Origin of the sequence: Paraglaciecola arctica (assembly GCF_018861065.1) — a bacterium.
GTDB lineage: Bacteria > Pseudomonadota > Gammaproteobacteria > Enterobacterales > Alteromonadaceae > Paraglaciecola > Paraglaciecola arctica_B.
This window is the reverse complement of sequence record NZ_JAHKQO010000005.1, coordinates 1-23,743: the sequence shown is the minus strand read 5'-3', so window position 1 is coordinate 23,743 and position 23,743 is coordinate 1. Positions and strand designations below refer to the sequence as shown.

General features: G+C 40.0%; 20 protein-coding genes. 14 read left to right on the top strand and 6 right to left on the bottom strand.

Annotated elements, in window-relative coordinates:
* Positions 1–680: 680 nt before the first annotated feature.
* The 3 genes from KO534_RS01465 (at position 681) to KO534_RS23670 (ending at position 1,771) form a co-directional block, all read left to right on the top strand.
* Positions 681–959, top strand: a complete 279-nt coding sequence (locus KO534_RS01465) for a type II toxin-antitoxin system RelE/ParE family toxin (protein WP_215926441.1) — start codon at positions 681–683, stop codon at positions 957–959.
* Complete coding sequence (locus tag KO534_RS01460; protein ID WP_215926440.1) at positions 959–1,255, top strand: HigA family addiction module antitoxin; 297 nt, start codon at positions 959–961, stop codon at positions 1,253–1,255. Before KO534_RS01465 ends, KO534_RS01460 begins: the two co-directional genes overlap by 1 nt.
* 105 nt (positions 1,256–1,360) lie before the next feature.
* Positions 1,361–1,771 carry a septation protein IspZ gene (locus tag KO534_RS23670; protein WP_215926439.1) on the top strand — a complete coding sequence of 137 codons (411 nt, stop codon included), beginning with the start codon at positions 1,361–1,363 and terminating at the stop codon, positions 1,769–1,771.
* Positions 1,772–2,022: 251 nt separating this feature from the next.
* Here KO534_RS23670 and KO534_RS01450 read toward each other — a convergent pair whose 3' ends face one another.
* Both KO534_RS01450 and KO534_RS01445 read right to left on the bottom strand, forming a co-directional pair.
* Positions 2,023–2,283: a Txe/YoeB family addiction module toxin gene (locus KO534_RS01450; RefSeq protein WP_215926438.1), complete on the bottom strand. Its 261-nt coding sequence runs from the start codon at positions 2,281–2,283 to the stop codon at positions 2,023–2,025.
* Complete coding sequence (locus tag KO534_RS01445) at positions 2,280–2,531, bottom strand: type II toxin-antitoxin system Phd/YefM family antitoxin (protein WP_158966103.1); 252 nt, start codon at positions 2,529–2,531, stop codon at positions 2,280–2,282. Before KO534_RS01445 ends, KO534_RS01450 begins: the two co-directional genes overlap by 4 nt.
* A 422-nt stretch (positions 2,532–2,953) precedes the next feature.
* Between KO534_RS01445 and KO534_RS01440 the strand changes: the two genes are divergently transcribed.
* On the top strand, positions 2,954–4,942 hold the full coding sequence (locus KO534_RS01440; protein ID WP_215926437.1) for a putative bifunctional diguanylate cyclase/phosphodiesterase: 1,989 nt from the start codon (positions 2,954–2,956) through the stop codon (positions 4,940–4,942).
* A 359-nt stretch (positions 4,943–5,301) separates the two neighbouring features.
* On the opposite strand, the gene KO534_RS01435 is transcribed toward KO534_RS01440, so the two are convergent.
* Positions 5,302–6,078: a TSUP family transporter gene (locus tag KO534_RS01435; RefSeq protein ID WP_215926435.1), complete on the bottom strand. Its 777-nt coding sequence runs from the start codon at positions 6,076–6,078 to the stop codon at positions 5,302–5,304.
* A gap of 44 nt (positions 6,079–6,122) precedes the next feature.
* Positions 6,123–6,989 carry an NAD(P)-dependent oxidoreductase gene (locus KO534_RS01430; RefSeq protein ID WP_215926433.1) on the bottom strand — a complete coding sequence of 289 codons (867 nt, stop codon included), beginning with the start codon at positions 6,987–6,989 and terminating at the stop codon, positions 6,123–6,125.
* Between the two features lie 287 nt (positions 6,990–7,276).
* Here KO534_RS01430 and KO534_RS01425 point away from each other — a divergent pair, with 287 nt between their 5' ends.
* Together KO534_RS01425 and KO534_RS01420 are read left to right on the top strand one after the other, a co-directional pair.
* The gene (locus tag KO534_RS01425) at positions 7,277–8,626 is read left to right on the top strand and encodes a PLP-dependent aminotransferase family protein (protein WP_215926431.1); all 1,350 of its coding nucleotides are present in this window, start codon (positions 7,277–7,279) and stop codon (positions 8,624–8,626) included.
* Positions 8,627–9,227: 601 nt separating this feature from the next.
* On the top strand, positions 9,228–9,458 hold the full coding sequence (locus tag KO534_RS01420) for a hypothetical protein (protein ID WP_215926429.1): 231 nt from the start codon (positions 9,228–9,230) through the stop codon (positions 9,456–9,458).
* A 532-nt stretch (positions 9,459–9,990) separates the two neighbouring features.
* Here KO534_RS01420 and KO534_RS01415 read toward each other — a convergent pair.
* Positions 9,991–10,773 (bottom strand): RhlG family 3-oxoacyl-ACP reductase, encoded by a 783-nt coding sequence (locus KO534_RS01415; protein ID WP_215926427.1) that lies wholly within the window; start codon positions 10,771–10,773, stop codon positions 9,991–9,993.
* Between the two features lie 487 nt (positions 10,774–11,260).
* On the opposite strand from KO534_RS01415, the gene KO534_RS01410 reads away from it, so the two are divergent.
* From KO534_RS01410 to KO534_RS01385, 6 genes are all read left to right on the top strand, one after another.
* Positions 11,261–12,865, top strand: a complete 1,605-nt coding sequence (locus KO534_RS01410) for a methyl-accepting chemotaxis protein (protein WP_215926425.1) — start codon at positions 11,261–11,263, stop codon at positions 12,863–12,865.
* Positions 12,866–13,038: 173 nt separating this feature from the next.
* Positions 13,039–15,357 carry a methyl-accepting chemotaxis protein gene (locus KO534_RS01405; protein ID WP_215926423.1) on the top strand — a complete coding sequence of 773 codons (2,319 nt, stop codon included), beginning with the start codon at positions 13,039–13,041 and terminating at the stop codon, positions 15,355–15,357.
* Positions 15,358–15,608: 251 nt separating this feature from the next.
* A complete protein-coding gene (gene speD, locus KO534_RS01400; RefSeq protein WP_252731899.1) occupies positions 15,609–15,962 on the top strand; it encodes an adenosylmethionine decarboxylase in 354 nt (117 codons plus the stop codon).
* 1 nt (position 15,963) lies between these two features.
* Entirely contained in the window at positions 15,964–17,517 is a 1,554-nt protein-coding gene (locus KO534_RS01395) for a polyamine aminopropyltransferase (protein WP_215926419.1), read from the top strand.
* A 218-nt stretch (positions 17,518–17,735) separates the two neighbouring features.
* A complete protein-coding gene (locus KO534_RS01390; RefSeq protein WP_215926417.1) occupies positions 17,736–18,920 on the top strand; it encodes a PrnB family protein in 1,185 nt (394 codons plus the stop codon).
* The gene (locus KO534_RS01385) at positions 18,910–20,046 is read left to right on the top strand and encodes an aminotransferase class V-fold PLP-dependent enzyme (RefSeq protein ID WP_215926415.1); all 1,137 of its coding nucleotides are present in this window, start codon (positions 18,910–18,912) and stop codon (positions 20,044–20,046) included. Before KO534_RS01390 ends, KO534_RS01385 begins: the two co-directional genes overlap by 11 nt.
* A gap of 5 nt (positions 20,047–20,051) precedes the next feature.
* Here the strand turns inward: KO534_RS01385 and KO534_RS01380 are convergent, their stop codons facing one another.
* Positions 20,052–20,570 carry a hypothetical protein gene (locus tag KO534_RS01380; RefSeq protein WP_215926413.1) on the bottom strand — a complete coding sequence of 173 codons (519 nt, stop codon included), beginning with the start codon at positions 20,568–20,570 and terminating at the stop codon, positions 20,052–20,054.
* Positions 20,571–20,884: 314 nt separating this feature from the next.
* On the opposite strand from KO534_RS01380, the gene KO534_RS01375 reads away from it, so the two are divergent.
* Entirely contained in the window at positions 20,885–21,538 is a 654-nt protein-coding gene (locus tag KO534_RS01375) for a PEP-CTERM sorting domain-containing protein (RefSeq protein WP_252731897.1), read from the top strand.
* A gap of 409 nt (positions 21,539–21,947) precedes the next feature.
* The gene (locus KO534_RS01370) at positions 21,948–23,456 is read left to right on the top strand and encodes a DUF3336 domain-containing protein (RefSeq protein WP_252731895.1); all 1,509 of its coding nucleotides are present in this window, start codon (positions 21,948–21,950) and stop codon (positions 23,454–23,456) included.
* Positions 23,457–23,743: the final 287 nt, after the last annotated feature.

Genomic DNA, 23,743 nt, shown 5'->3' with positions numbered 1-23,743 from the left:
GAGTGTCTTAGTTAGTTTTAGTTAGTTAGTTCTATAAATGCACAAATCAGCGCTAATTCTAGATTTTAGAGCCACAAGTGAAAGTAACGCTCATATTTTATGCTTGTTGAATTCACTGTTTTTGCGTAATTTATAACAATGAGTGTCTTAGTTAGTTCTCTCACAAATGAACAGATACAAAAGTTGAAGATAGACCAGGAAATTGGAACCAGATATTTTCTCAGGTATATATATGTGACAATTTATGGGTCACAATATCGACTTCTTCAAGCCCTCGCTTCTGGCGGATGTCTCGCCTTAGAGGTACTTAAGACTGAACACTATGCTATTTTCGTATCTCAATTGCCAAATGCTACTCCACCGCCCGCATTCAAAGAATGGCTGGGCTATCTGATTGAAAATATGTTGATCGTTGCGAGTGAGGACCCATTGGGATATGAGATAACAGGGAATGGAGTTCGTTTCCTCGCAGAGATTAAAAATACTGGCGTTAGTGATAATTTTGTTAACTGATTTCGATATTAGAGGTGATGCAGAATTGCCTAACAATACGTGCAACGCTGACAATTTTTTGCGTTGCTTGAAAAACAGCAACACAAAAAATTGCAGGTTCACTCTGCGTTAAACCGCATATCAAAATCTCGCTACCAAAATGACACCTTTAAGGTTACAATCACCCTATGATTAAAAGTTTCATACATAAAGGTCTTCGAAAGTTTTATGCCTCAGGTAGTACGTCGGGGATTCAAAAAAAACATGAAAAGAAATTACGCCTTATTCTGACTAACTTAGATCAAGCTCAAGAACCAGACGATATGGATCTTCCTGGGTTATTTATGCACCAACTTAAAGGCGAAAGAAAAAACATTTGGTCTGTTCGAGTCAGTGGAAATTGGCGTTTAACATATAGGTTTACTGGACGAGATGTTGAAATAGTAAATTATGAGGATTACCACTAATGCCTATGTTTAATCCGGCACACCCGGGAGAAGTATTAAAAGAGCTAGTGATCGACTCTTTAGAATTAACGATCACCGATGTTGCAAAACACCTAGATGTCAGCCGTAAAACTTTATCAAAAGTGTTAAATGCAAAAGGTTCAGTAACACCAGAAATGGCCGTACGCCTTGAGTTAGCTTTTGGGAAACCATCAGCAGATCATTGGCTTCGCTTGCAAAATGCATATGACCTATGGCAAACGAGGAAAGAGAAAAGCTCTTTAAATGTTTCACCATATAATATTCAAATGGCGTAATGCGGTTTAACAAACAAAGTCATCGGATGCGCAAAATACGCGCGCCGTTGCTTTGAAGCGTTATGTTTTCTATCGAGGTTTGCGCATAAAAATGGAGTTATTTTAATGTGGGCAATTTACTGGCGCTCTGTGTCTGCAATAGTGTTGGTTATTATTTTTCTATCCTACTGCCATCAACAATTCGGCATTCTAAATTTGGCTACTAATTCCAGCTATTTACCTTCACTTTTCTGGTGTTTAACTGCTTTGTTATTCTGTGCAATAACCGTATTTCAACGTAAAGGGTTAATTTATCTTCTGTGGGGAAAAAGGCTGGCTTTCAACAGCTCTATTTGGCGTAATATAAATTTCAGTACAATCTTATTTTTTATTGGGTTGGCAATGTTATCTTTGGTAGTTCACGCTACCACAAGCATTGAACTATGGTCTAAGTACAAGCTTTATGCTCAACCCGTAGCAATAATAATTTGGCCATTGCTTCTGGGTAACTATTTGCAATATCGCATAAAAACATAACAAGCGCATTAAGAAACGAATTGATAACAATGAGTGTTAGTTAGTTGTCGTTTCTTAGAGGTAAAGCCGCATTAGTACGCAAATTGAAGCACCAAATAAATTGATTGTACTTTGGCAAGCATGTGGAGCAATTTTTGCTTGGGGTTTAACTGTATCAGGTATATTTAGTGGGTCTCAGATTCTAATTGGAATTGCACCACTTAGTTAGTTGTCATTTAGTTAGTTGTCCTAAAATCTCCATATGTTAAGCGTTACGTGCCGTAATGATATCGGAGTTGTGCTATTAAAATAGAGCCATCTTGTTGTTTATAAACGATTCGATGTTCATCATTTATACGACGAGACCAATAACCAGACAAACCATGTTTTAAAGGCTCAGGTTTTCCAATCCCTTCATTAGGCGTTCTTTGGCTATCTTTAATTAGCAAGTTTATACGCTTTAATACTTTTTTGTCTGTTGCTTGCCAATAAATGTATTCGTCCCAAGCTTTAGTTGAGAACGTTAGTTTCATTCACTAAGCTCTCGCTCAGTTCCTTTGCCAGCTTCAAGCTCGGCAATTGATTCTAAAAGGTTTCTAGCATTTGCTGGAGATCTAAGTAAATACGTAGTTTCCTGCATTGCGTTATAGTCTTCTAAAGACATCATAACAACAGGAGCTTCACTTTTACGGGTAATAATAATGGGGGCGTGGTCATTACAAACATGCGCCATTGTGTTTGCTAAGTTTGCTCTAGCTGCTGTATAGCTTATTGCATCCATACTGAGCTCCAAAGTGTTCATGTACGTTTATTTGTACATTATAGCGTGATAGCACATAACAATCCAATTAATCTGACCTCAACTCGCTGCGCTCTTTTCGTCGGCCTTTTGGAGCGTTGTATGACTCCCCACGTCAAGTAAAACGTAACAACCTTGCCTGATCTTGTAAGCCTATGTAGTTGTCTCAAATAAACTGAGTTAACGCTTCGAGTGAAGCAAGTACATTCGTCGGTTGTCCTGCTGGTATCCGAAGAACGCAAAGAAAACCCCCATTCTAAAAAACAACAAAAACAGCCAACTCTATTCACATAGTAATGTCACCGCTATAAAGTGATACCTTTGTCTAATATAAGCTTTTAGTTCCCTAGCGTTACAATGTAGGGGTAACATGCACCTATCAACAAGGCTTTTCGTAAACAAAAATGAATGTCAGTACTGAAGATTTTGAAATAGAAAGTGATCGTATTGCCTTACTTTATCAAGAGTTGCTCGGTGGGTTGTTAATCAGTCTAATTGCAAGTTCTGGCCTCGCGTTTGGGTTCATGGAGGAACATTCATATAGCGATAAATTGAATTGGTTTTTCGCTATGTTAAGTGTGCTTTTCTTAAGGCTAATCGATTGGTTTTATTGGAAGAAAACCAAAGGTTGCAGTGAATTTAAACGTTTTCAGATAGAGCTCTATCGATTTAGAGTGGGAAGCATATTAACCGCTGTTGTTTGGTGTTTTTACGGCGTGTATTTTTTTAATGACATGGCATTAATTGAATTCTCTACCACTATCATTATTCTTTCATCTATGGCGGGCGGGGCCAGCACAGTACTATCGGCAGATAAAATTACATCAATCAGTTATTCAGTGATTCTTCTGTTGCCTATATCACTAGTAGGTCTGAGCTCAGAACAACCCCATCATTATATTTTAGGCATGTTAGGCCTGGGGTTTTCTGGGGTAATGATTATTTCAGGTTTGAAGTCCTCTCGGTTTACTTTGCAGGCCATCAAAATAAAACATCACAATGAGAGATTGGTTCAGCATCAAGATGAACTGCTGCATAAAATAAATCAACACAATGAGATGTTAGAACAAACCGTCAGTCTACGAACCAAGGAGGTGGTTCGTATTTCCAATATAGATCCACTTACTAATTTGGCTAATAGAAAATCGTTTTCTTCCATTCTAAAAAAACTAATCGATGTAGCGAAAGCAGAAAAACAAAAGATGGCAGTGTTATTTATCGATTTAGATGGTTTTAAAACAATTAATGATCAAAATGGACATGCAACTGGCGACATAGTTTTGGCACGAGTCGCGCAACGTATCAGCGAAATAACCAAAGATAAATACCAAGTATGTCGATGGGGAGGAGACGAGTTTATCGTCGCCATGAGCAACGTATCGGTCACTCAGGCTAGTTCATTTGCCTCTGAATTGATCTCTGAAATAAAGCGCCCAATTGATTTGAGTATCAATTCAGTGGGAGTGGGCGCAACTGTTGGTATATCAATCTATCCAGAACATGCCAATACGGGTGATGATTTAATTTTGTTAGCAGATACCGCGATGTACGAACAAAAGTTAGTTAAAAACTCCAATGTGTTAGTTTTTAATGAACAAATGCGAGAGAACCTGCGCTATAAAAATAGGCTTAAAAGCGGATTGGAAAAAGCCCTTGTTGATAATCAGATTTACGTAGTGTATCAGCCAGTTATTGACGGCCAAACTAACAAAGTGACATTTTGTGAAGCATTATTGCGATGGCGTTGGGGCGATGAATCTATACCACCAGACGATTTTATACCCATTGCAGAGCAATATGGTTTTATCCATGAAATTGGCGAGTGGGTATTAAATCAAGCATGTAAAGATGCTACGCGGTGGGATATTGGTGACCAAGTCGCGATTTCCGTTAATGTGTCAGTTGCGCAAATTATGAGTGATGATTTTATAAAGGTTGTGCATAAAGCCATTACCCGCTCTGGGTTATCTCCACATCGATTGCACCTTGAGATCACAGAGTCACTGTTTGTCGAAAACATTGATAAAGTTCTCAAGGTCGTTAAGAAGCTACAAGAAATAGGAGCTAAGGTATCTATTGACGATTTTGGTACGGGGTTTTCATCCTTAGCCTTGTTGCAAAACTTGTCTGCGGATATTGTCAAAATAGACAAGTGTTTTATTGAAGCATTAGAACAAGGAGGAAAAGCGATCATTCAAGCCACTCAGCACATAGCACAAGAGTTAAATTATGATGTAGTTGCAGAAGGTGTTGAAACAATAGAACAGGTAAAAGCACTTAATTTACTCGGCATAAAAAATCTACAAGGTTACTTTTTTAGTAAACCTTTAACTTATGCCGAACTCAATAGATTTATGTTAATAACTGATACACAAAGCGCCGAAACAGACTAATCAATACCGTGAATTTCTCCACGAACCTTTACTTTATTGGTCGCACCCTTTGTATATTAATTTTTGAAGTTTTGGTGTGATTCACCCGTAATGAAGGTTTGATATTTTTAAGGAATTTACGAGATATTTTTGTTAATCAGTATATTAATGTTGACTTGGGTCTCTAACTTAGACGGTATCTTTTTGATTTATTAGCATATATTTACAGGGTTTCCCCGCAATGGAAGTGCTGTCTGTATTTTCACCAAAGTGGCACTTAAACAACCAAACGACGATTTAGGCGCAATCACGCCGCTGTTTAGGGGATAAAATATATTGGTTTATTTTCAAATTTATATTAACAGTTTAGCTCACAACAATTACAAAAACTGGTATACCAAACTTACCATTAACAAAACCATTGAAAGGGTTAAGGTTTTTTGCACAAGTTTTGGACCGTATTTGATCGCAGAGCGACTACCTATATGATTGCCCAGTATATTGGCGATCACTAATGGAACAGCAAGACCATAAAGCACTTTGCCAGCAATAACAAAGGCAACAAGGGCACCGGCATTCGATGAGAAGTTAAATAACTTGGCATTAGCGGAAGCAGAGACTAAGTCAAAACGCAATATAAAGTGTAATGCCAATATCAAGAAGCTTCCTGTACCAGGTCCAAAAAAACCATCATAAAAACCTATTGTAAATACCACAGTCGGAACGCCAAAATAGAGTTGAGCTTTACTCAAAAGTATTGGGCGGTTTGTGTGGTCTTTTTTGGGGATGAAAGATAAAAATATGCCTACGGGTAATAAGCCTAATATAATTTTTGTAACCGTTTCAGGTTCAAACAATAGGATTATTTCTGCGCCCACATAAGCTCCAACTAAGCCCGCTGGAATACCTGTTGCTATGGCTTTCCAAATAATTTTCTTGTTCTTTACAAAATTGCGAATGGCAGCGAGAGTGCCAAAGGTGCTGATCAACTTACCTTGGCCCAAAGCAACTTGTGGAGGCAAACCGGCGAGGATAAGAGAGGGCAATAAAATCAACCCTCCGCCTCCAGCTATACTGTCGATAAACCCAGCTAAAAAACAGGCTAAAATCAGTGCGCTAAGTGCCCACCAAGTCATTTCCAAACTGAAAAACTCCATAACTAGTTGTGCCTATTTGTTGTTGACCGCTCTGTCGTTGAAACTTATCTAAACGCTTTAATCAACGCTGATGTATCTAAACGTCCCATTCCGGCTTTTTGTAGCGCCTGATAATGTTGATCAACCTTTGAGGTAAAAGGCATAGATATACGGTGCTTTTCAGCTTCAGCAAGGCATATACTCAAGTCCTTATGCATCCAGTCAATGGCAAAACCAAAGTTGAATTTGTTTTCGGACATGGTTTGCAATCTATTCTCCATCTGCCAAGAACCGGCTGCGCCGTGTTTTAGGGTATCCACTACTTGTTGAATATCGAGACCGACTTTTTCAGCCAGTAGCAAGGCTTCGCTTAAACCTGATAACACACCAGAAATACATATCTGGTTGACCATTTTGCTTCGCTGTCCTTGGCCTGTAGGCCCCATTAGTTGTATTTGTTTGGCATAACTTTGAAGCAATGGGCTTACCCGTTCAAATGCAGTTTGCCGTCCCCCACACATAACAGTTAACTTGCCTGTTTCTGCTCCAGCTTGGCCGCCAGAGACGGGAGCATCAACAAAATCACAACCAACCTCTTCACAACGTGTTTTTAGCTCTAAAGCAAGCTCTGCTGATGTCGTGGTGTGATCCACTAATATTGCGCCCTTTTTCATTCCAACAAGTGCGCCATGTTCACCGTAAATCACTTCGCGTACATCTTGATCATTGCCCACGCAAACTAATACAACATCCTTGTTCTCTGCAGCCTTTTTTGGGGTGTTAGCAAAGGTACCGGCGCATACCTTGCTCCATAGTTCAGCCTTCGCCTTCGAGCGGTTAAAGACAGTTGTTGAATAGCCTGCCTTTTGCAGGTGCCCGGCCATTGGATATCCCATAGCCCCTAAGCCAATAAACGCGGTTTGAATAGTCATAACCTCTCCTTTAATCTGTGTTGGTTGAGCCCCGGAGTGAGCGTCGGTTTGAATCATTCACGAAATGACCTATGTCACCGTTTAACTCTATATTTCCCTTATGCCTCGCAGTTATTGCAGAGATGTTGTTTTTGCGAAGCTGCATCGGCTTAATGATCATTACTCTAATTGTAATAATGACATATGTCAATATGGGCTGGTTTTCTTTTTAAAAGAGTGAAGTTCATCTTGATTGAATTTACGGCCCTAGATAGATATCATAGTGTTTTATCCAAGCTTTTTACGTTATGAGCACTGTAAAATATATAGAAATAGCTAACATCATAGATTCTAGAATTGACTTAGGTCATTATGCCACGGGAAGTAAATTACCTACTCACAGAGCATTGGCAAACGAACTAGGTACAACGCCGGTGACTGTATCCAAGGCGTATCAGGTCTTAGCCAGTGCTGGTAAAATTGAGTCCTTTGTTGGACGTGGTAGTTATGTGTATGAGAATAAACAATTATCTCAAGTGATACGTTCAGGTATTGAGCAAAATGAATCTAATTTATCCATTTTGCAACCTTGTCTAACTCATAATATAAAAAGTTTACACAGCCAATTCCAAAATAGTTTTAGCCAAAATATTGATCCTAGTCTCTATGCTTATGCGGAGGGCTCAGGTTTATTAAAACATCGAGACATTTGCAGAAGTTGGGCGGTCAATTACGGTTTGGATAAGCCAGATGTTGAGCAGTTACATTTAGTCAATGGCGCTCAACATGCACTGTCTGCGCTGATTCAACTTTATACTAAACCCGAAGCTTTGATAGCAGTTGAAGCGCAAACATATCCTGGCATTTTATCCATCGCAAACTTTTTAGATCGTAGGGTCGTCGGTATTCATATGGACGAACACGGAATGCGAGCAGAAGCACTAGAACAGCAATGTATAAAAGAGCGGCCGGAATTGGTTATTGTCGTGCCATCACACCAAAACCCAACTGGTGCGACTATGTCGATAGAACGGCGAGAAGCGATAGCGAATGTCATACTAAAAAATGACGTACTGTTGGTTGAAGATGATATCTACGCTTTCTTAAATCCGACACCACTTCCGGCTATTAGTAATTTAATTCCAGACAATACTTTTCATATTAGCAGTTTATCCAAGGCTATTAGTCCTGGTATGCGCTGTGGTTTTCTGCGTTCGCCAAAACTACACGGAAAAAAACTGTCGGCGTTTTTGCGGGCAATGGTGTGGTTACCTTCTCCATTATTATTTGAAACTGCTAGTCAACTGGTAGATTCAGGACTAGCCTTTTCCTTGGCTGAGGAGCAAAAGCAGATCGCTCAAAACAGGCAACATTTAGCAAGGAGGATATTACAAAACTTTAGCTTGGCTGGGCAAGCTACAAGTTACCAACTTTGGCTCACTTTACCTAAACAATGGAATGCAGATAGTTTTTGTTTGGCGGCTAAGAATCAAGGGATGCTGGTAAGCAGTTCCACTTACTTTGGTGCCGGTACACCTACGGTGAACAATATACGTCTATCTTTGATGGCGATAGAGTCTGAAGCTCGGTTAACTCTCGCATTAGAAAATATCGCTAACTTACTCGATGCCTCTCCCACACAATATTCGCAGTTTTGATTAGTCAACCATAATTAGTAAGAAGAGTTTATCTAGAAGTTGCTCATGTTGTTGAGAGCCTATATTCACATCGACTAGGTTGACTTAAGGTGGCTCTACTCTGTATATCTAGGTCACATAACTTAGAATAGTATATTCCTAGTATTTTGAAGACAACTCATTGCGGCTTAAGTCCTACTCTTTGAATGAGGTGTCTAGCAAGTTCTTTCCTATCCATCTATTTTCGAATAAATCGCACGTTTCAATTCATTGTTGTTCTAACTTTGTATCTTTTAAGTTACTGATTCGCAATTCAATAGCAAGACATTTGACGTTGCTAAAATTGAGCATAGTTTCTTTACGGTTTCTTACAGAAGCATCCCGAAAATCAATATAGACAAAGTCACATCCTTGCAGTTTCCTTTGTTCTACAAAGTACAAACAACAAATTTAACGTCTCTGAGTTTGGCTCGGTTGAATGTGCAATGGAAAAATTACAGTGATTCAAAAGCGCTATAGAGAATAAATGTTATAGAACCTTGTAGAACGTTTTAGCGACACCCACTCTAAAAAGTAGTACGTTATTAGTTCGAGTGTCTAAATTAACTGTTTTAAGGAACATATGAGATATTTGCTGTTAGTCTTTGTTTTTGTATTGAGTTTAAGTGGCTGTAGCTCTTCAAGTTTGCCAGCAGCAGACCCAACAGAGCGTAGTGATAGTAAACAAGCTTTCGGTGAAAAGTGTGAAGATGCTAAGTATCAACTTGATAAAGCTGTTGAAGAAGGGCAAACCTCTAATCTACGAGAATTAAAGACCAACATTGAACTACATTGTGTTTGGCGCAGGAATTAGCGTGTTAGAGGTTTAAGTATCGTGTATTTGTTGGGCTAATTTCGTAGCCGACATTCAAAAATCTGATGAATACCTTTGACTATTAAATACAGAGGTCCGTTTAATTATTCTTAAAGAGTTACATATTGCCAGCATCTTTCACAAGAACAATTGGCCCAAATGTCGGGTTTAAATGTAGGACAATTCAACGTATTGAAAGCGGTCAAAAAGCCAGTTTAGAGCCCCTTACCTGTCTCGCAGCTGGCCTTGAAGTTGATGTTTCAACTTTAAACTAGGATAGATTTGTTAAGGATAGAAACTCTCTTAGCTAGAAAATTTTGCCGCTGCTGTTAAATGTTGGTTTATATTCAATTTCTTAAATACCAAGGTGATAAATACCCGGTTTGGTGTGATGAAGAGTTCTACTAAGTTAGGGTAAAACAGGCATTTCTGTTGGTACGATGGTTTAGTCGTAGCGTATGCATTTTTAGTCCTTGCAAAATAGTATGGCTAATTTGCAAGAACTAAAAATGAGATTTTATGCGGATCTTAATTAGTTAACTAGTGTGGTGCCGCCGTCAACTGGGATCACTTGCCCGGTGATGAAGGCGCCAGCCTGACTTGCTAACATAATTGCCACTCCAGCAATATCTGTTGGTTCACCCCAACGTTTCATGGGAATGGTTTGCAGTTCTTCCTCAAACGCAGCTTGGTCGGTACTTAAAAACTCAGTCATTTTTGAGTAGAAACGTCCTGGTGCAATAGCATTCACTCGAATATGAGATGACGCTAATTCTGTGGCTAAAATCCTTGTTATTTGGTGAATCGCTGATTTAGACACTGCGTAACTGAAGGTATCTAAGGCATTGCCGACAATACCTGCAATTGAGCCTATGTTAATCACAGTCGAGGTATTTTTAGCGCTGGCGTTTTTAGACAACAAAGGCGTCAATGCTTGAGTAAGGAAAAACGGACTCTTAGTATTAATATCCATTACTTTGTCCCAACCTTTTTCAGGAAACTCACCAAAAGGGGCACCCCAAGCTGTTCCTGCGTTGTTGACTAATACGTCAATATGATTTTCTCTTTTATTGATTTCACTCACTAACGTACTCAAACCTTCGGTTGTTGAAGCATCGCCAGGTAGCGCGATACACTCGCCAAATTCACTGAGTTGTGCAGCCGCATCAATACAAGCATCGGCTTTTCGGCCCGTGATATACACGCGTTTTGCTCCCGCTTCAAGAAACCCTTGTGCCATAAAAGCGCCTAAACCTCTGTAGCCACCAGTAATAACGCAAACCTTTTGTTGCATAGAAAATAAATTCTCAAACATGTCATTCTCCCCTTAAAGTATTGAGTCAATTTATCAAAGAATTGACGACTAAGCGTATTTTTTAGAGTGATGATCAATTAGTTATAAAGCTGCAGGGTAGGTTGGCCGATAAAAAATTAACTAGCGTAATTTCCGTCATACTGCGCAAATTGTCACTGGATTAATGTTAACTCTGTCAATAATTATCTTAGTTAGACTGAAATTTAAACCCTAGTTAAGCTTACCTATAGTGGTTAATGACAGTGTTTAATGACCAAGCAATTAGTCAAATCTATTTCATTGACTAGAATTGTTAACAATACAAGGTGGTATGTGGGTCATTTCCTAATTGTGAGATGCTATTGAAATCATGTTGAGAGATCATCTTGAAATGGCGCGCCAATTGACTTTAATCAGGACGTTTATCGTCACTCTTTAGCTGACATTACTATCATAACCCGAATCCAATCGGCCTAATAAAATAAATTGTTCAAAGGACACATACACTATGCCAACTCTGTTTAGCTCGATACGGATCAGAATGATGTTTGGTTATGCTGCCATTTTGATGGTAACCCTAATCGCTGCAGTAATTCTGACTAGCAGTAGCAAATTTGTGCAAGGTAAAGTCGCAAGTTTTATGCAACAAACTCTGCCAGCACTGAATAACATTAATGTTTTGCACTCAACGTCAAAAGAGCTAGTACTCAAAGGGTATTCACTGTACGGCACCACTTTGTCTCCTAAACAATTTCAAGTTGACAGACAGCAGTTGCAACAAAAGCTAGATAACGCCAATACATTATTAGCGAAATCGTTGTCTACAGGTCAGTTAGACAACAATATTGATAAGGTTAAAGACTCCTTAAACAATTTGTATATAGTCATGAATCAATCAGGGGTAGATTGGGATTTGGCACGTGATCATCTCGCCACGCTAGATCAACAAGCAGTCCAGTTAACTCAAGAGTTAGATAAGCTTAGAGACGTTATCGCTACTGAAACAGGCAATAGCGTTGATGCAATTGACATGCAACTCGATAGAGGGTTTGTGATCGTTATGGTTTTGGTATCGGTACTTATCTTAGTGGCGGTTGGCGCCTTTTGGATATCAAAAAAGCAAATTGCCGAACCCATAGTGTCGTTGGCCCAGCAGCTAGACATAATTTCGAGCCATAGGGACTTAACCAAAACGATACCTAAACACACAACCACAGAAGTTAGCAGTATGGCAGGCAGCATCAATGGTTTGCTTAGAATGTTTCAATCGGGAATGGCTGATGTAAACCAAGCAATTACGAGTATTGACGAGTCTGTTAAACAATTAGGAAGTAGCACCCAGCGCTCTGGAAAAACAGTTGTAAAACTACAAACCGACATTGAAAGTTTAGTGCAAGTAATGGCAAGGCTTGAGCAGGACATGCAGCATAGCTTAGAGTTTTCAGAGTCGGCTGCTGGTGACGCAGAACAAGGCGCCGATAGTATGGCCGAAGGACAACAAAAGGTAGAAGAAACCGCAGCTAGCATAGGTGAGCTATCAGACGACATAGAAGTCAGTGCTGAAAAATTACTGACCTTACAGTCAGCGGGAAATCAAGTATCGAATGTGGTTAAAACCATAGCAGAGATTGCCTCTCAAACTAATTTATTAGCCTTAAACGCCGCTATTGAAGCAGCTAGGGCGGGGGAATCAGGCAGAGGTTTTGCGGTGGTAGCGGATGAAGTCAGAACCTTAGCTATTCGTACCCAGCAATCCACCGATGAAATTAATACCTTGTTAGCCAACATAGTCGGCTCTATTGAAACCGCTGTTGCCAATATGGATTCCAATCAGGATAAGGCCAAAAAATCTGTGGACTTAGCGAATGAGTTGGTCGAAACCCTTCAGACAGGACGCAATCGAATACTGTCTCTGGTGAAAGTGAGTAATGATGCCGCACGATTAGCTGCTAACTCTAAAGACATTTCTATTGAAGTACGCAATCAAGTCCAAGCATTCAAGCACCTTGGAGAAGACGTTTCACAAGGTAACGAAAGTAATACTAAAGCTGCAGGTTCGTTGTCGCAGCTGGCAACTAGCCTGACTAAAACGCTGGCACAATTTAAACTCTAGTTAATAGACAGTTGCAATTATAAATTTCGTAAAAAGAATGGGTAGGGACGTTTTGTGAATTAAAGTTGCCCAAAGTATCTTGCTGTTTGTGAACTAACACGCTGTGGTCTAAGGTTACTTGTGGTATTCGCCTCTGGCACTAGTGTTTAACGGTTATTTGAGAGGAAAATATCATGGACATAAAGAAGAAACTTATACTTGCATGTTCGGCATTGGCTATTGTGCCATTATTGTGTGCGTCAATAGTGCTTGGTTATTTAGCTGTCGGTAAGTCTTCTGAAGCTATCGAGGAAGCGGCAAGTCGGCAATTAACGTCCTTGAGTAATATTAAAAAAGTCCAAATTGAGAGCTATTTTAACAATATCAAAAGCCAAGTATTGTCACTTTCTAAGAGTACTATGGTTGTTGACGCGATGAGCCAATTTAAGGTTGGTTTTGATAAAATTGGGCAAAGAAACAACCTAGACCAAATGCGAAACTCATTGGCTGAGTATTATAATAATCAATTTGAAGTTGAATATAAGCGTTTAAACAATGGCGTGTCTGCCAATCCAAGACAACTTTTGAATCAAATCGATGCTGATTCAATAGCGCTGCAATATCATTATATCCAGGCCAATGAGTACCCATTGGGGAACAAACACAAATTAGATGTTGCCAATGATGGTTCGTACTACAGTGAAGTGCACAGTCGTTACCATCCGCCAATTAGAAGTTTTCTTGAAGAATTCGGTTTTTACGATATTTTTCTAGTTGACAATGAAACTGGGGATATCATTTATTCAGTATTTAAAGAAATGGACTACAGCACCTCATTACTCGATGGACCCTATGCCAATACCGGTATAGGTGAAGCGTTTAGAGCCGTTTATCAATCCAATGAAATCGACCGAGTAGAATTGACCGATTTTTCTTCTTATTTGCCATCTTACGAATCCCCAGCCTCATTTATCGCTACGCCTATTTTTAAAAATAATAAAAATATTGGGGTGCTAATTTTTCAGATGCCTATTGGGCGTATCAACGCAGTGATGACGAGTAATGGAAAATGGCAAGACGTAGGCATGGGCTTATCGGGAGAAACGTATTTAGTGGGTGAAGATAAAACATTAAGAAGCCAGAGTCGATTTCTTATTGAAGACAAATCTGCATACCTAAGTGCGTTAAAAAATGCCGGTGTGAAATCCAGTGTAATTAATGCGATTGAGAGTAAGAACACCTCTATTGGATTGCAAAAAGTAGATAACTCTTCAGTATCGCAAGCTCTTAACGGAAATAGTGGGTACCATATTATTCAAGATTATCGTGATATCTCAGTATTATCTGCGTTTGCCCCGGTCAATATACTGGGTAAAACATGGGGAATAATAGCTGAAATTGATGAACAAGAAGCTTTCCATGCTAAAGATGAATTAGCGAGCAGCATTCTGGCGACTACTTTGACAATTGGTTTAATTATCGCCGTTATTGCACTTGCAATAGGCGGTTTAGTTGCACTCAGTATCACACGCCCAATAATAGCGTTAAGCACGGTTTTGACCGATGTTGAACGGAACAATAATCTAACCTTACGTAGTACTCATCAGTCAAATGATGAAATTGGTATGATGGCCGCTGCATTCAACAGTATGCTAGAGAAATTTCAAACATTAATTCAACAAGTTAGTCATTCTTCGATTCAACTCGCCAGTGCAACCGAAGAAGTTTCTGTTGTAGCAAGTGATAGTTCCCGAAATATTAAGAATCAAGTCGCTGAGACCGATCAAGTAGCCACTGCAATGAATGAAATGTCGGCGACTGTTCATGAAGTCGCTATGAATGCAAACGCGGCGTCTAGCGCGGCCCATAAAGCCAATGAAGAAACCAATGAAGGCAAAAGTTTAGTACAAATTGCTGCAAACACTATCCAGAAGTTAGCCAATGATATTGATGGAGCGACAGTCGCAGTGCGTGAACTTGAATCTCACAGTGACAACATTGGTAGTGTATTGGACGTGATCAAAAGCATTGCAGATCAAACTAATCTTTTGGCTTTGAATGCCGCGATAGAAGCGGCTCGGGCAGGAGAGCAAGGGCGTGGTTTTGCTGTAGTTGCTGATGAAGTACGTACTCTTGCAAGCCGAACTCAAGTCTCTACCAAAGAAATACAAGAGATGATTGAAAAACTTCAAACAGGTTCAAAACAAGCTGTTTATGTAATGGAACAGGGGCAAATTCAGGCTCAAACTGGTGCCGTACAGGCTTCTGAGGCGGCGCAGTCATTACTGAAAATTACAACTGCAGTGCAAACGATTAATGACATGAACATGCAAATAGCAAGTGCCGCTGAAGAGCAAAGCGTTGTAGCTGAAGAAATGAACAGCAACATAACTAATATTAACGCAGCATCTGAACAAGTAGCCGATGGCGCAATACAAACGACTTCAGCAAGTGAAGAGCTTGCTCGCTTAGCAAGTGGACTTCAGGAGTTGATAGCACAATTCAAAGTTTGAAAACCGTTACCGTTCTGGAAAATCAGACTTAGTTAGCAAGTAAACCTAATTTGCCAAACCTCTTAACCCTAATCTTAAGTTAGTTGCGCAGAAAACCAATAATGATGAGAATTTTGATTGCACGTGTAAAAACGAAAATGGACAATGGCCGATAAACAAAATAGGGTAAGCCTAAATAGTATTAGTCATTAGATAAAATCAGCAATTATAAAAAGGTCGTTTTGAAAAATAGCTACGCTCCAGGGAAACACTTGTTATTAGATTTATACCAAGCCAGCAATCTTAGCGACGAAACTGTGATTGAAGATGCATTGGTGAGTGCTGCAGAAGCGTGTGGTGCTAAGGTATTGCAAAAAAGGCTCCACAGTTTCGGTGAAAATCAAGGCATTACTGGTATGTTGTTGCTGGCAGAATCACACATCAGTATTCATACTTGGCCTGAAAGTGGCTTTGCCGCTATAGATATTTTCATGTGTGGCAGTTGTAATCCTGATTTAGCCATTGTTCCAATAAAGCAACATTTACGTCCTAAGACTATTGAAGTGCGAGAGTTTGAACGTGGAATGTCATTAGATAAAGCCACCTCACAAAATAAGTCTATTTGACATGGCAGATCAGCAACCAACATTGGCTCCAATCGCGAAACAAAAACAATCCATTACTTTGATTTATGCCGCATTTATTGCTGGCTTGTGTTCGATTATTTACGAACTACTCATCGCCACAACTGTGTCTTATTTCATGGGAGACAGTGTAAAATTCTTTTCACTTACTATTGGGTTATATATGGCCGCAATGGGCAGTGGGTCTTATGTTTCTAAATATATCACTGACAAATTACTGCAACGCTTTGTGATTGCCGAAATCCTGCTCGGGGTGATTGGTGGAGTCAGTATTCCATTGTTGTACTTTACTTACACAACCACCGCATTGTTCTACCCGACATATGTCGTACTTACACTAAGTATTGGATTCTTAATTGGCCTTGAAATTCCTTTTTTAACTAGATTAATGGAAGATTATCAATCACTTAAATCCAATATAGCAAACATACTGTCTTTTGATTATCTGGGGGCCTTGATAGCGACATTGGCATTTCCGTTTTTTTTATTGCCGGTCATGGGTATCTATCAATCTTCATTACTATTTGGACTGATCAATATGTCGATTGCAGCTGTGGTGTTGATTTCATTTAAAAGCTCCCTCGGAAAAACCGGCAGAAGATTGCAGTGGTTAACAGTAGCGATGAGTGTTGTCGTGTTATTTATGTTGCTGTTTTCTAGCCAAGCACTGAAACAATGGGACCAAATGCTCTATAACGGGCGCATTGTGCATAGTGAACAAACCCCCTATCAAAAGATAACCTTAACCAAAAGCAAAGACGATTTGCGTCTTTACTTAAATGGCGTTCTGCAGTTTTCATCTGTTGATGAATATCGATACCATGAATCATTGGTAATGGTGCCCATGACCTACGCTGATAAATCGATCAATCGAGTATTAGTGTTAGGAGCAGGTGACGGTCTAGCGGTGAGAGAGCTGCTAAAATATCCAGAAATTCAACAAATTGTGTTGGTGGATTTAGACTCACGAATGACTGAATTAGCATCCAGTAACGGGCACTTGGTTGGGATTAATTTGGCAAGTCTTTCGCATCAAAAAGTGCAGGTAGTGATTGATGACGCTTTTGTGTTTCTCGAGAAAAATCAGCATCGTTTTGATCTTATTATTAACGATTTACCCGATCCGAACAGCATTGCACTTTCACGTTTATACAGTAAACAGTATTATCAATTAGCCAAACAAAACTTAACCTCTGATGGCCTAATGGTGACGCAAGCAACTAGCCCGTTTTTTGTTAAACCCGCATTTTGGAGCATTGCAAAAACAATAAAAGCGGCTGGTTTTACTTATACCTATCCGTACCACACGAATGTGCCGTCTTTTGGGGACTGGGGCTTTGTGTTAAGCGCACTGCAACCAATCGATTTAACGCCTAGACGTTCCTTAGAAGCGAGTCTGTTTTTAAACGAAGAGTCGATGTCATCTATGTTTGTGTTTGCAAAAGACCTGCAAGAAATCGCGGTTGAAGTGAATCAAATAGATAAGCCCGTCGTTCTTGATTATTACCTAAACAGTTGGCGTTATTTTAGTGATTAGTCAGACCACTTTAGTGCCTAGAATAATATGTTGTACATTATTCAATAACAGCCAATCCCTTTGAGTTGTTGCGTAATTCAAAATTTACAATTCCAGAAAGTATCGACTTTTGTTTCGCCGTAGTAAATTTGCTTATTGTTCTAATGGTTGGCAACATATTTTGGTCTCACCCTAGCTTCTCGGTTTGTGCTGATAGCTAATTTAGCCAATAGGAAAATATGAAATTACTCACGCCAAAAACACTGGCCTTCGATAGCTGGATCCGTAGTGAATTTGTACAACTCAATGATGAGTTGGAAAGCCTGTATTTTAAACAAGAAGATAAATCAAATGTTGCAGGTATTGGCGACGAGATCAAGCAGGCACTTGAAAGACAAGGCCGAGAGTTGATTGTAGAGTTATTAGCAGAAGGTAATACCGATCAGGGATTCGACAATGCCTTTGATCTTTTAGGAAACGTGGGCCTTTATATGGCGGCATGTCGGCGCCATGAAATTACTGAACCGAGTCGTGAGACTCATTCTCCTCTAGTTGAAGCGTCTGCCTTGGCCATGCATATTGGCGCGTCAATAGGCGTCACTCCTCGTTTTGCCACTGCACATTTAACCACTCACAATAGTGCCAAAAATGGTGTGTATAAGCGCTTTACAAGCCTTGTAGATGAGAAAATATTTGTTGATCATAATACTCGGGGAATTTTGGCCTATAAACGTGCAGCTGACGCGCTGCTAAAAATTCAACCATTAGGGATTTCACACCCCATTTGCCATGACTTATTGGTGACTTGTCAAAAAGCTTTACAAGATGTGATTGATTCCAATGCTATCTTGTTTGAACGTTTAGATGCGACACGTTTTTTCTATTGTGTTCGACCTTATTACAAACCCTACCGAGTAGGCAGTCAGATTTTTAGGGGAGCAAACGCAGGGGATTTTGCGGGCATTAATGTTATCGATATGCAGTTAGGTTTGTGTATGGCTAACGATCCTAATTATTCTCAGCTCTTGGTTGATAAGTTTCTTTACATGATGCCAGAAGACCAAGCCATTTTGAGAGATTGCATGCGCCGCGAAAGTTTAATGAATGATTTTCTTAATGCTAAAAAGTTTGCCGACCAAGATTGGTATCAGGCTAATTTAAAACAATTTATAGACGCCTGTGCTTTACACGGCGAAACTGCAAATCAGCATCATGAGCAACTGGTTAGTAAATATATTACTGTGCCTTCGAATGATCTCTCAGAAACACATTTGAACACGGTAACCGCCAGTGGACCTCCTTTGGCCGCATTGTTAAGTGGCTTAGAAAAGCTAAAAGACAAACGGATGGCAAATGAGCGCAGCGATATTCTGACGCGTTTTGAAGATCTTAATACCCTCAAGGCCAGCCTAAATGACATTTAATATCGCTTCTCATGGCTATAAGGATGATTTCTGTTTGCCTGAACAAGGTAGCTATTTACTCAGTCATTCGGTTGGGCGACCACTGAAAAGTGCACAACAAGCTTTTTCAGAAGATTTTTTTAACCCTTGGCAAGAGGATAACGCTGAGCCTTGGCAACATTGGCTTAAAAGCATAGAGTTGTTTCAGTCAGCGTTAGGACAACTCTTCAACCATAGTCCTGAATGTTTTTGCCCCCAGGTCAATTTATCCAGTGCATTATGTAAATTGGTGATGTCACACCCTAGGTTGACTAAACCATCAGCAAAGATACTGATGAGCGAACTCGACTTTCCAAGTATGGGATATGCTTTACGTCAGGCATTACCACAGTGCCAATTTGTGTTTATTCCTAACGAGTTAGATATTACCAGTCTAGAGGTGTGGAATAGACATTTGAGTGAAGAATTGGATTTAGTGTTTATTAGTCAGGTGTATTCAAATTCTGGTCAACAAGCGCCGGTGAATTCTGTCGTTGCAGCCACCAAACAGCTAGGGGTTTTATCTGTAGTCGATGTCGCGCAATCGGCGGGTTTACTAGCTTTGGATCTTACCGAGACCGAGCCCGATTTTATGGTAGGTTCTTCGGTAAAGTGGCTGTGTTCAGGCCCAGGTGCGGCGTATCTGTGGGTACACCCCAAGCAAATTGCAGATTGTGAGCCGAAAGATGTAGGATGGTTTTCCCACGAAAACCCCTTTGAATTTGATATACATCAGTTTCGTTATCATCACGGTGTGTTGCGCTTTTGGGGAGGTACCCCATCAGTGGCACCGTTTGTCTTAGCCGCTCACAGTATTCACTATATCAATCGGCTTCCGATAGGTCTGATAAGACAACATAATTTAAGGCTTTTATCTATGCTGCATAATGCGTTTGCGGCACAAATTGTCTCCCCTAAAGAACCAAGTCAATGTAGTGGTACAGCAATATTGCAGTTTGGTGATGGGCAAAATAGGGTGATTGAAGCCTTAAAAGCGGCGAAAATTTCTGTGGATGTGCGCAGTTTAGGGATCCGTGTTTCGCCACATATATATAATGATGAAGCGGATATTGAACAATTAATAGCGGTGATCCACAACGCTGCCTAATTTGTCTAGGGGAAAAGCTGTACTATGCCGCTTTTCCCGTTCCAGTCACCGACTATCCAAATTTGTTCAAAGGGATGGGCATCGGGCACAGTAATATGCTGTTGCAAAGCTTGGATCTGTGTTTTACTCCATGCTGGGTGGGCATTGCGGATCACTAACCAAACTCGTTTGGTTTTGTAGTGTTTTAAGGATTTGTTTAGCAATATACGGTTTAGGGCAGTTAATAGCCGGGATTTTGGAGCGGTGTTTCTTTCTAATTCTTGTAATTCCAAACGAGTTTTGTCGCTTAATTCTCGATTCAATATTTGTTTGGCTTCTAATTCACTTCCGTATAGATGAGCGACCTCTATATCTAAACGTTCCCCTTCGAATCGGCAAGATACATCTGGCTTCGAAGGGCGATTATGCCATAGATGACGGATTACCTTACCTGTTTCATGTTCATACCAGCGCATAAACAATTTTGCAGCTTGATGCTCCAACTCAACTTTCTCTTGTTCACTGCTACTCAGTCTAGAAACCACTAAATGCCCTCATCAATCACTCCCCACTACATGTAAAAACTGGTAATTAAATGGGTTTATTGAGCCCTTTATTTCGATTTTGTTCAAGTCCGAATCTCAGGTTCAGGTGTTTAGTTTTGGCCTTGTGCCGCATTGTGGCGATTATTGTTTATGAAAAACATTTTGATTGTGTGTTTTGACCATGGAAAAAACACTTTTTCTAAAATTGGACAGTTTAGCCATATTTTACAGGTGTGTTGCTGGGTAATATTTGCACAATGACAAGTGAGAATTTCACTGGTTTCCCAAAAATAATGGTCAAGGAGTTGCAGTATATGAAACTATTTAACGTAAAGTTATGGATATGCCTTACACAGTTGTTGTTTTTGCCCCAGTCTATGGCGGGTTTAATTGGCCCGGGTGACTGGAATGGCGATAATATTAACGGATTCTTAAATAGTAACCTGTTTCCAGGCATTGAAACCTCAGTATCAAGTTTGGACTTCAATGGGCAGTGGATGTATACCGCTATTGGGCGAGAGTCGGGCAACACCAATGACATCGATAAAACAGCCAACGCTGGCTTAGGTGCGTTAGATACATCATTGTCATTTTCTACCGCTAATTCTAGTAATTGGGGGGCTTGGGATACCGTTGACTTTGATATCGAAAATTTGTTTTTTGAAGATTCAAACGGTCCGTGGAATATTGGGCTGGACACATTTGGCAGCATTAATGATCCGGGGTTTAAACTATTTCGTTTAACCCAAGACACCACTCTTACTTATTTATCAGGTAATTCCAGCCTAGAACTTTTTGTTGGAGATATTATTGTTGGTTTTAACGACAACCATTTGAGTCATTCGGACGCCGATTACGACGATATTATTGTGGCGATGCGAGCAACGCCTGTTCCTGCTCCCGGCAGTTTAACCTTATTTGCGTTAGGTGTATTTGGTTTGATGTTTATACGACGCAAATCAATCTAATCTCTATTCTAATTCATTCGTTTTTATAGTGACCTACTGCCTGCGTTTATTGCAGGTTTTTTTGAATGAATCAGTCACGATTTTTCTCTCTTTTGCATTTTAGTCATGTTCTTCGTGCTACCAAGCTGCTGCAATTTCCCTTGGGTTAACTTTTGTACCAAGTGCAATTAAACCCTCACAAATGATAGCCCTTGAGCAAAACGTTAAGATTTTCTATGACGGTACAGAATAAATCCTAAAAGCTGCAAGACATATTGCTCGTAGAAATTGACGTTGATGGGTTTAATGAACAAATGCTGTTACGACTCTGTGATAACAAAAAGCGTTAAATATACTAAAACATATTCTTTGCGGCTTGTAGGGATATATCAGTCATATTGATGGTGTCGCTTATTTTTTTGATTATAATATGACCCCTAAATTTGTAGTGTTGCGGAAACTTGGCTTTATGATGTCTATCACCTCTGGTTTTTCTCTTACCCGTTTAGAACGAAAAATGCACAATGCAAGCTGTTATGAAGACTGGAAAGCGGCTGCTCTAGAGCACGACCTTAAGTCTGGATTTGAAGCCTGGAAAAGCAAAGAAGAGTCGAAGAGCTACGATTATGTGAATATACGCACCAGAATTGAAGCCCTCAAAGAGTTTCGACGCCAGCAAGATGATATTGGATTATTGTTTGCACTCAATGAAGGCATCCACGGTAATCAAGGTGGAATGGGCAAGTCAGTTCTCTACGAAAAGGCAAAATTTGGTACCAAACATCTTATTGAAGAATATGTAGACGAAATTGTGAGCGCTCTAGAGCATATTTCTAACATTCCAGAAACCAATGAGATTACGAAAGAAGACAAGCTAGATTTCTTTGAACGCGCCAGCCATTGTTTCGGGCGTTCTGCTTTGATGTTAAGCGGTGCCGGCTCCCTAGGACACTTTCACAGAGGCGTGATAAAAACTTTATTTGAACATAAAGTATTGCCTAGTGTTATTTCTGGTTCAAGCGCAGGTGCGGTATCTGCTGCTATTCTAGGTACCTATACAGATGATGAATTGCCAACAATATTATACGCAAACAAAATGTTGGACCCGCAGCAAGATGAGATTGATCATCGACCTAAGAGCTTAATTCGTAAACAATCTGATTCGACCGCATTGAAAACCATGTTAGAAGCTATTCTACCTGATATGACGTTTCAAGAAGCCTACGAAAAAACTGGCCGCATGATAAGCATTACTATCGCGCCTTTTGAAGAGCACCAAACTTCTCGGTTAATGAACGCTATCACGTCTCCCAATGTGTATATAAGGACTGCGGTTATGGCATCTTGTGCCGTGCCAGGAGTCTATCCACCTGTGATGTTGATGGCAAAAAATGTATACGGAGAAGCTCAGCCGCATTTACCAGATAGACGTTGGGTTGATGGGGCGGTAACTGATGATTTGCCGGCTAAACGGCTCGCTAGGCTCTACGGGGTGAATCATTACATTGTTAGTCAGGCAAATCCTTTGGCGTTGGCAATTATGAAAGGCGAGCAATATATGCCTGTCTCAGACGGAGTTAAAAAAGTGTTCCGTTTGTCGACCCACGAAATGTTAAAAAGCGGCGAGAAATTTAGTCGTCGCTACTTACGTAAAATTCCAGAGGCAGGTAGAGCTATGAATATGTTTTATTCAGTCATGGCTCAAGATTATAAGGGTGACGTAAATATTGCGCCCAACTTTAATTTTATCGATCCGCAAAAACTACTTGGGCAGCTCACGTCTACAGAAATTCAGGAGCTGATTTTTGAAGGGGAACGTTCAACATGGCCGCAACTAGAACAAATTAAAGTCTGTTCCAAAATTGGCAATAAATTAGATGAAATATTAGATACACACAGCGACCATAATATTAAGCGTATGTATAAAAAGCGCAATTGATAACGGGGTTGCGCTATTTTGAGTGTGTGTGTTTAGATGCCTGAAAGAAGATTAGCAGACTCGTATACGCTTAACATGTTAACTATCCCAAGTGAGCTTGACTAACGTTGTTATGATTTTAAAGACGGGGCAATTTGCCTAATGCCGATCAGTTGAGAGAACTTTTAATACTCGATTGATAAATTATTGATGTAAAAACAATAAGAGTGGATTCCGGCTAAAAGACTGCCGGAAAGACGAAGGTTAGGGATGGCAATAAAGACTGCCGGAATAGCGGTAACCCCACG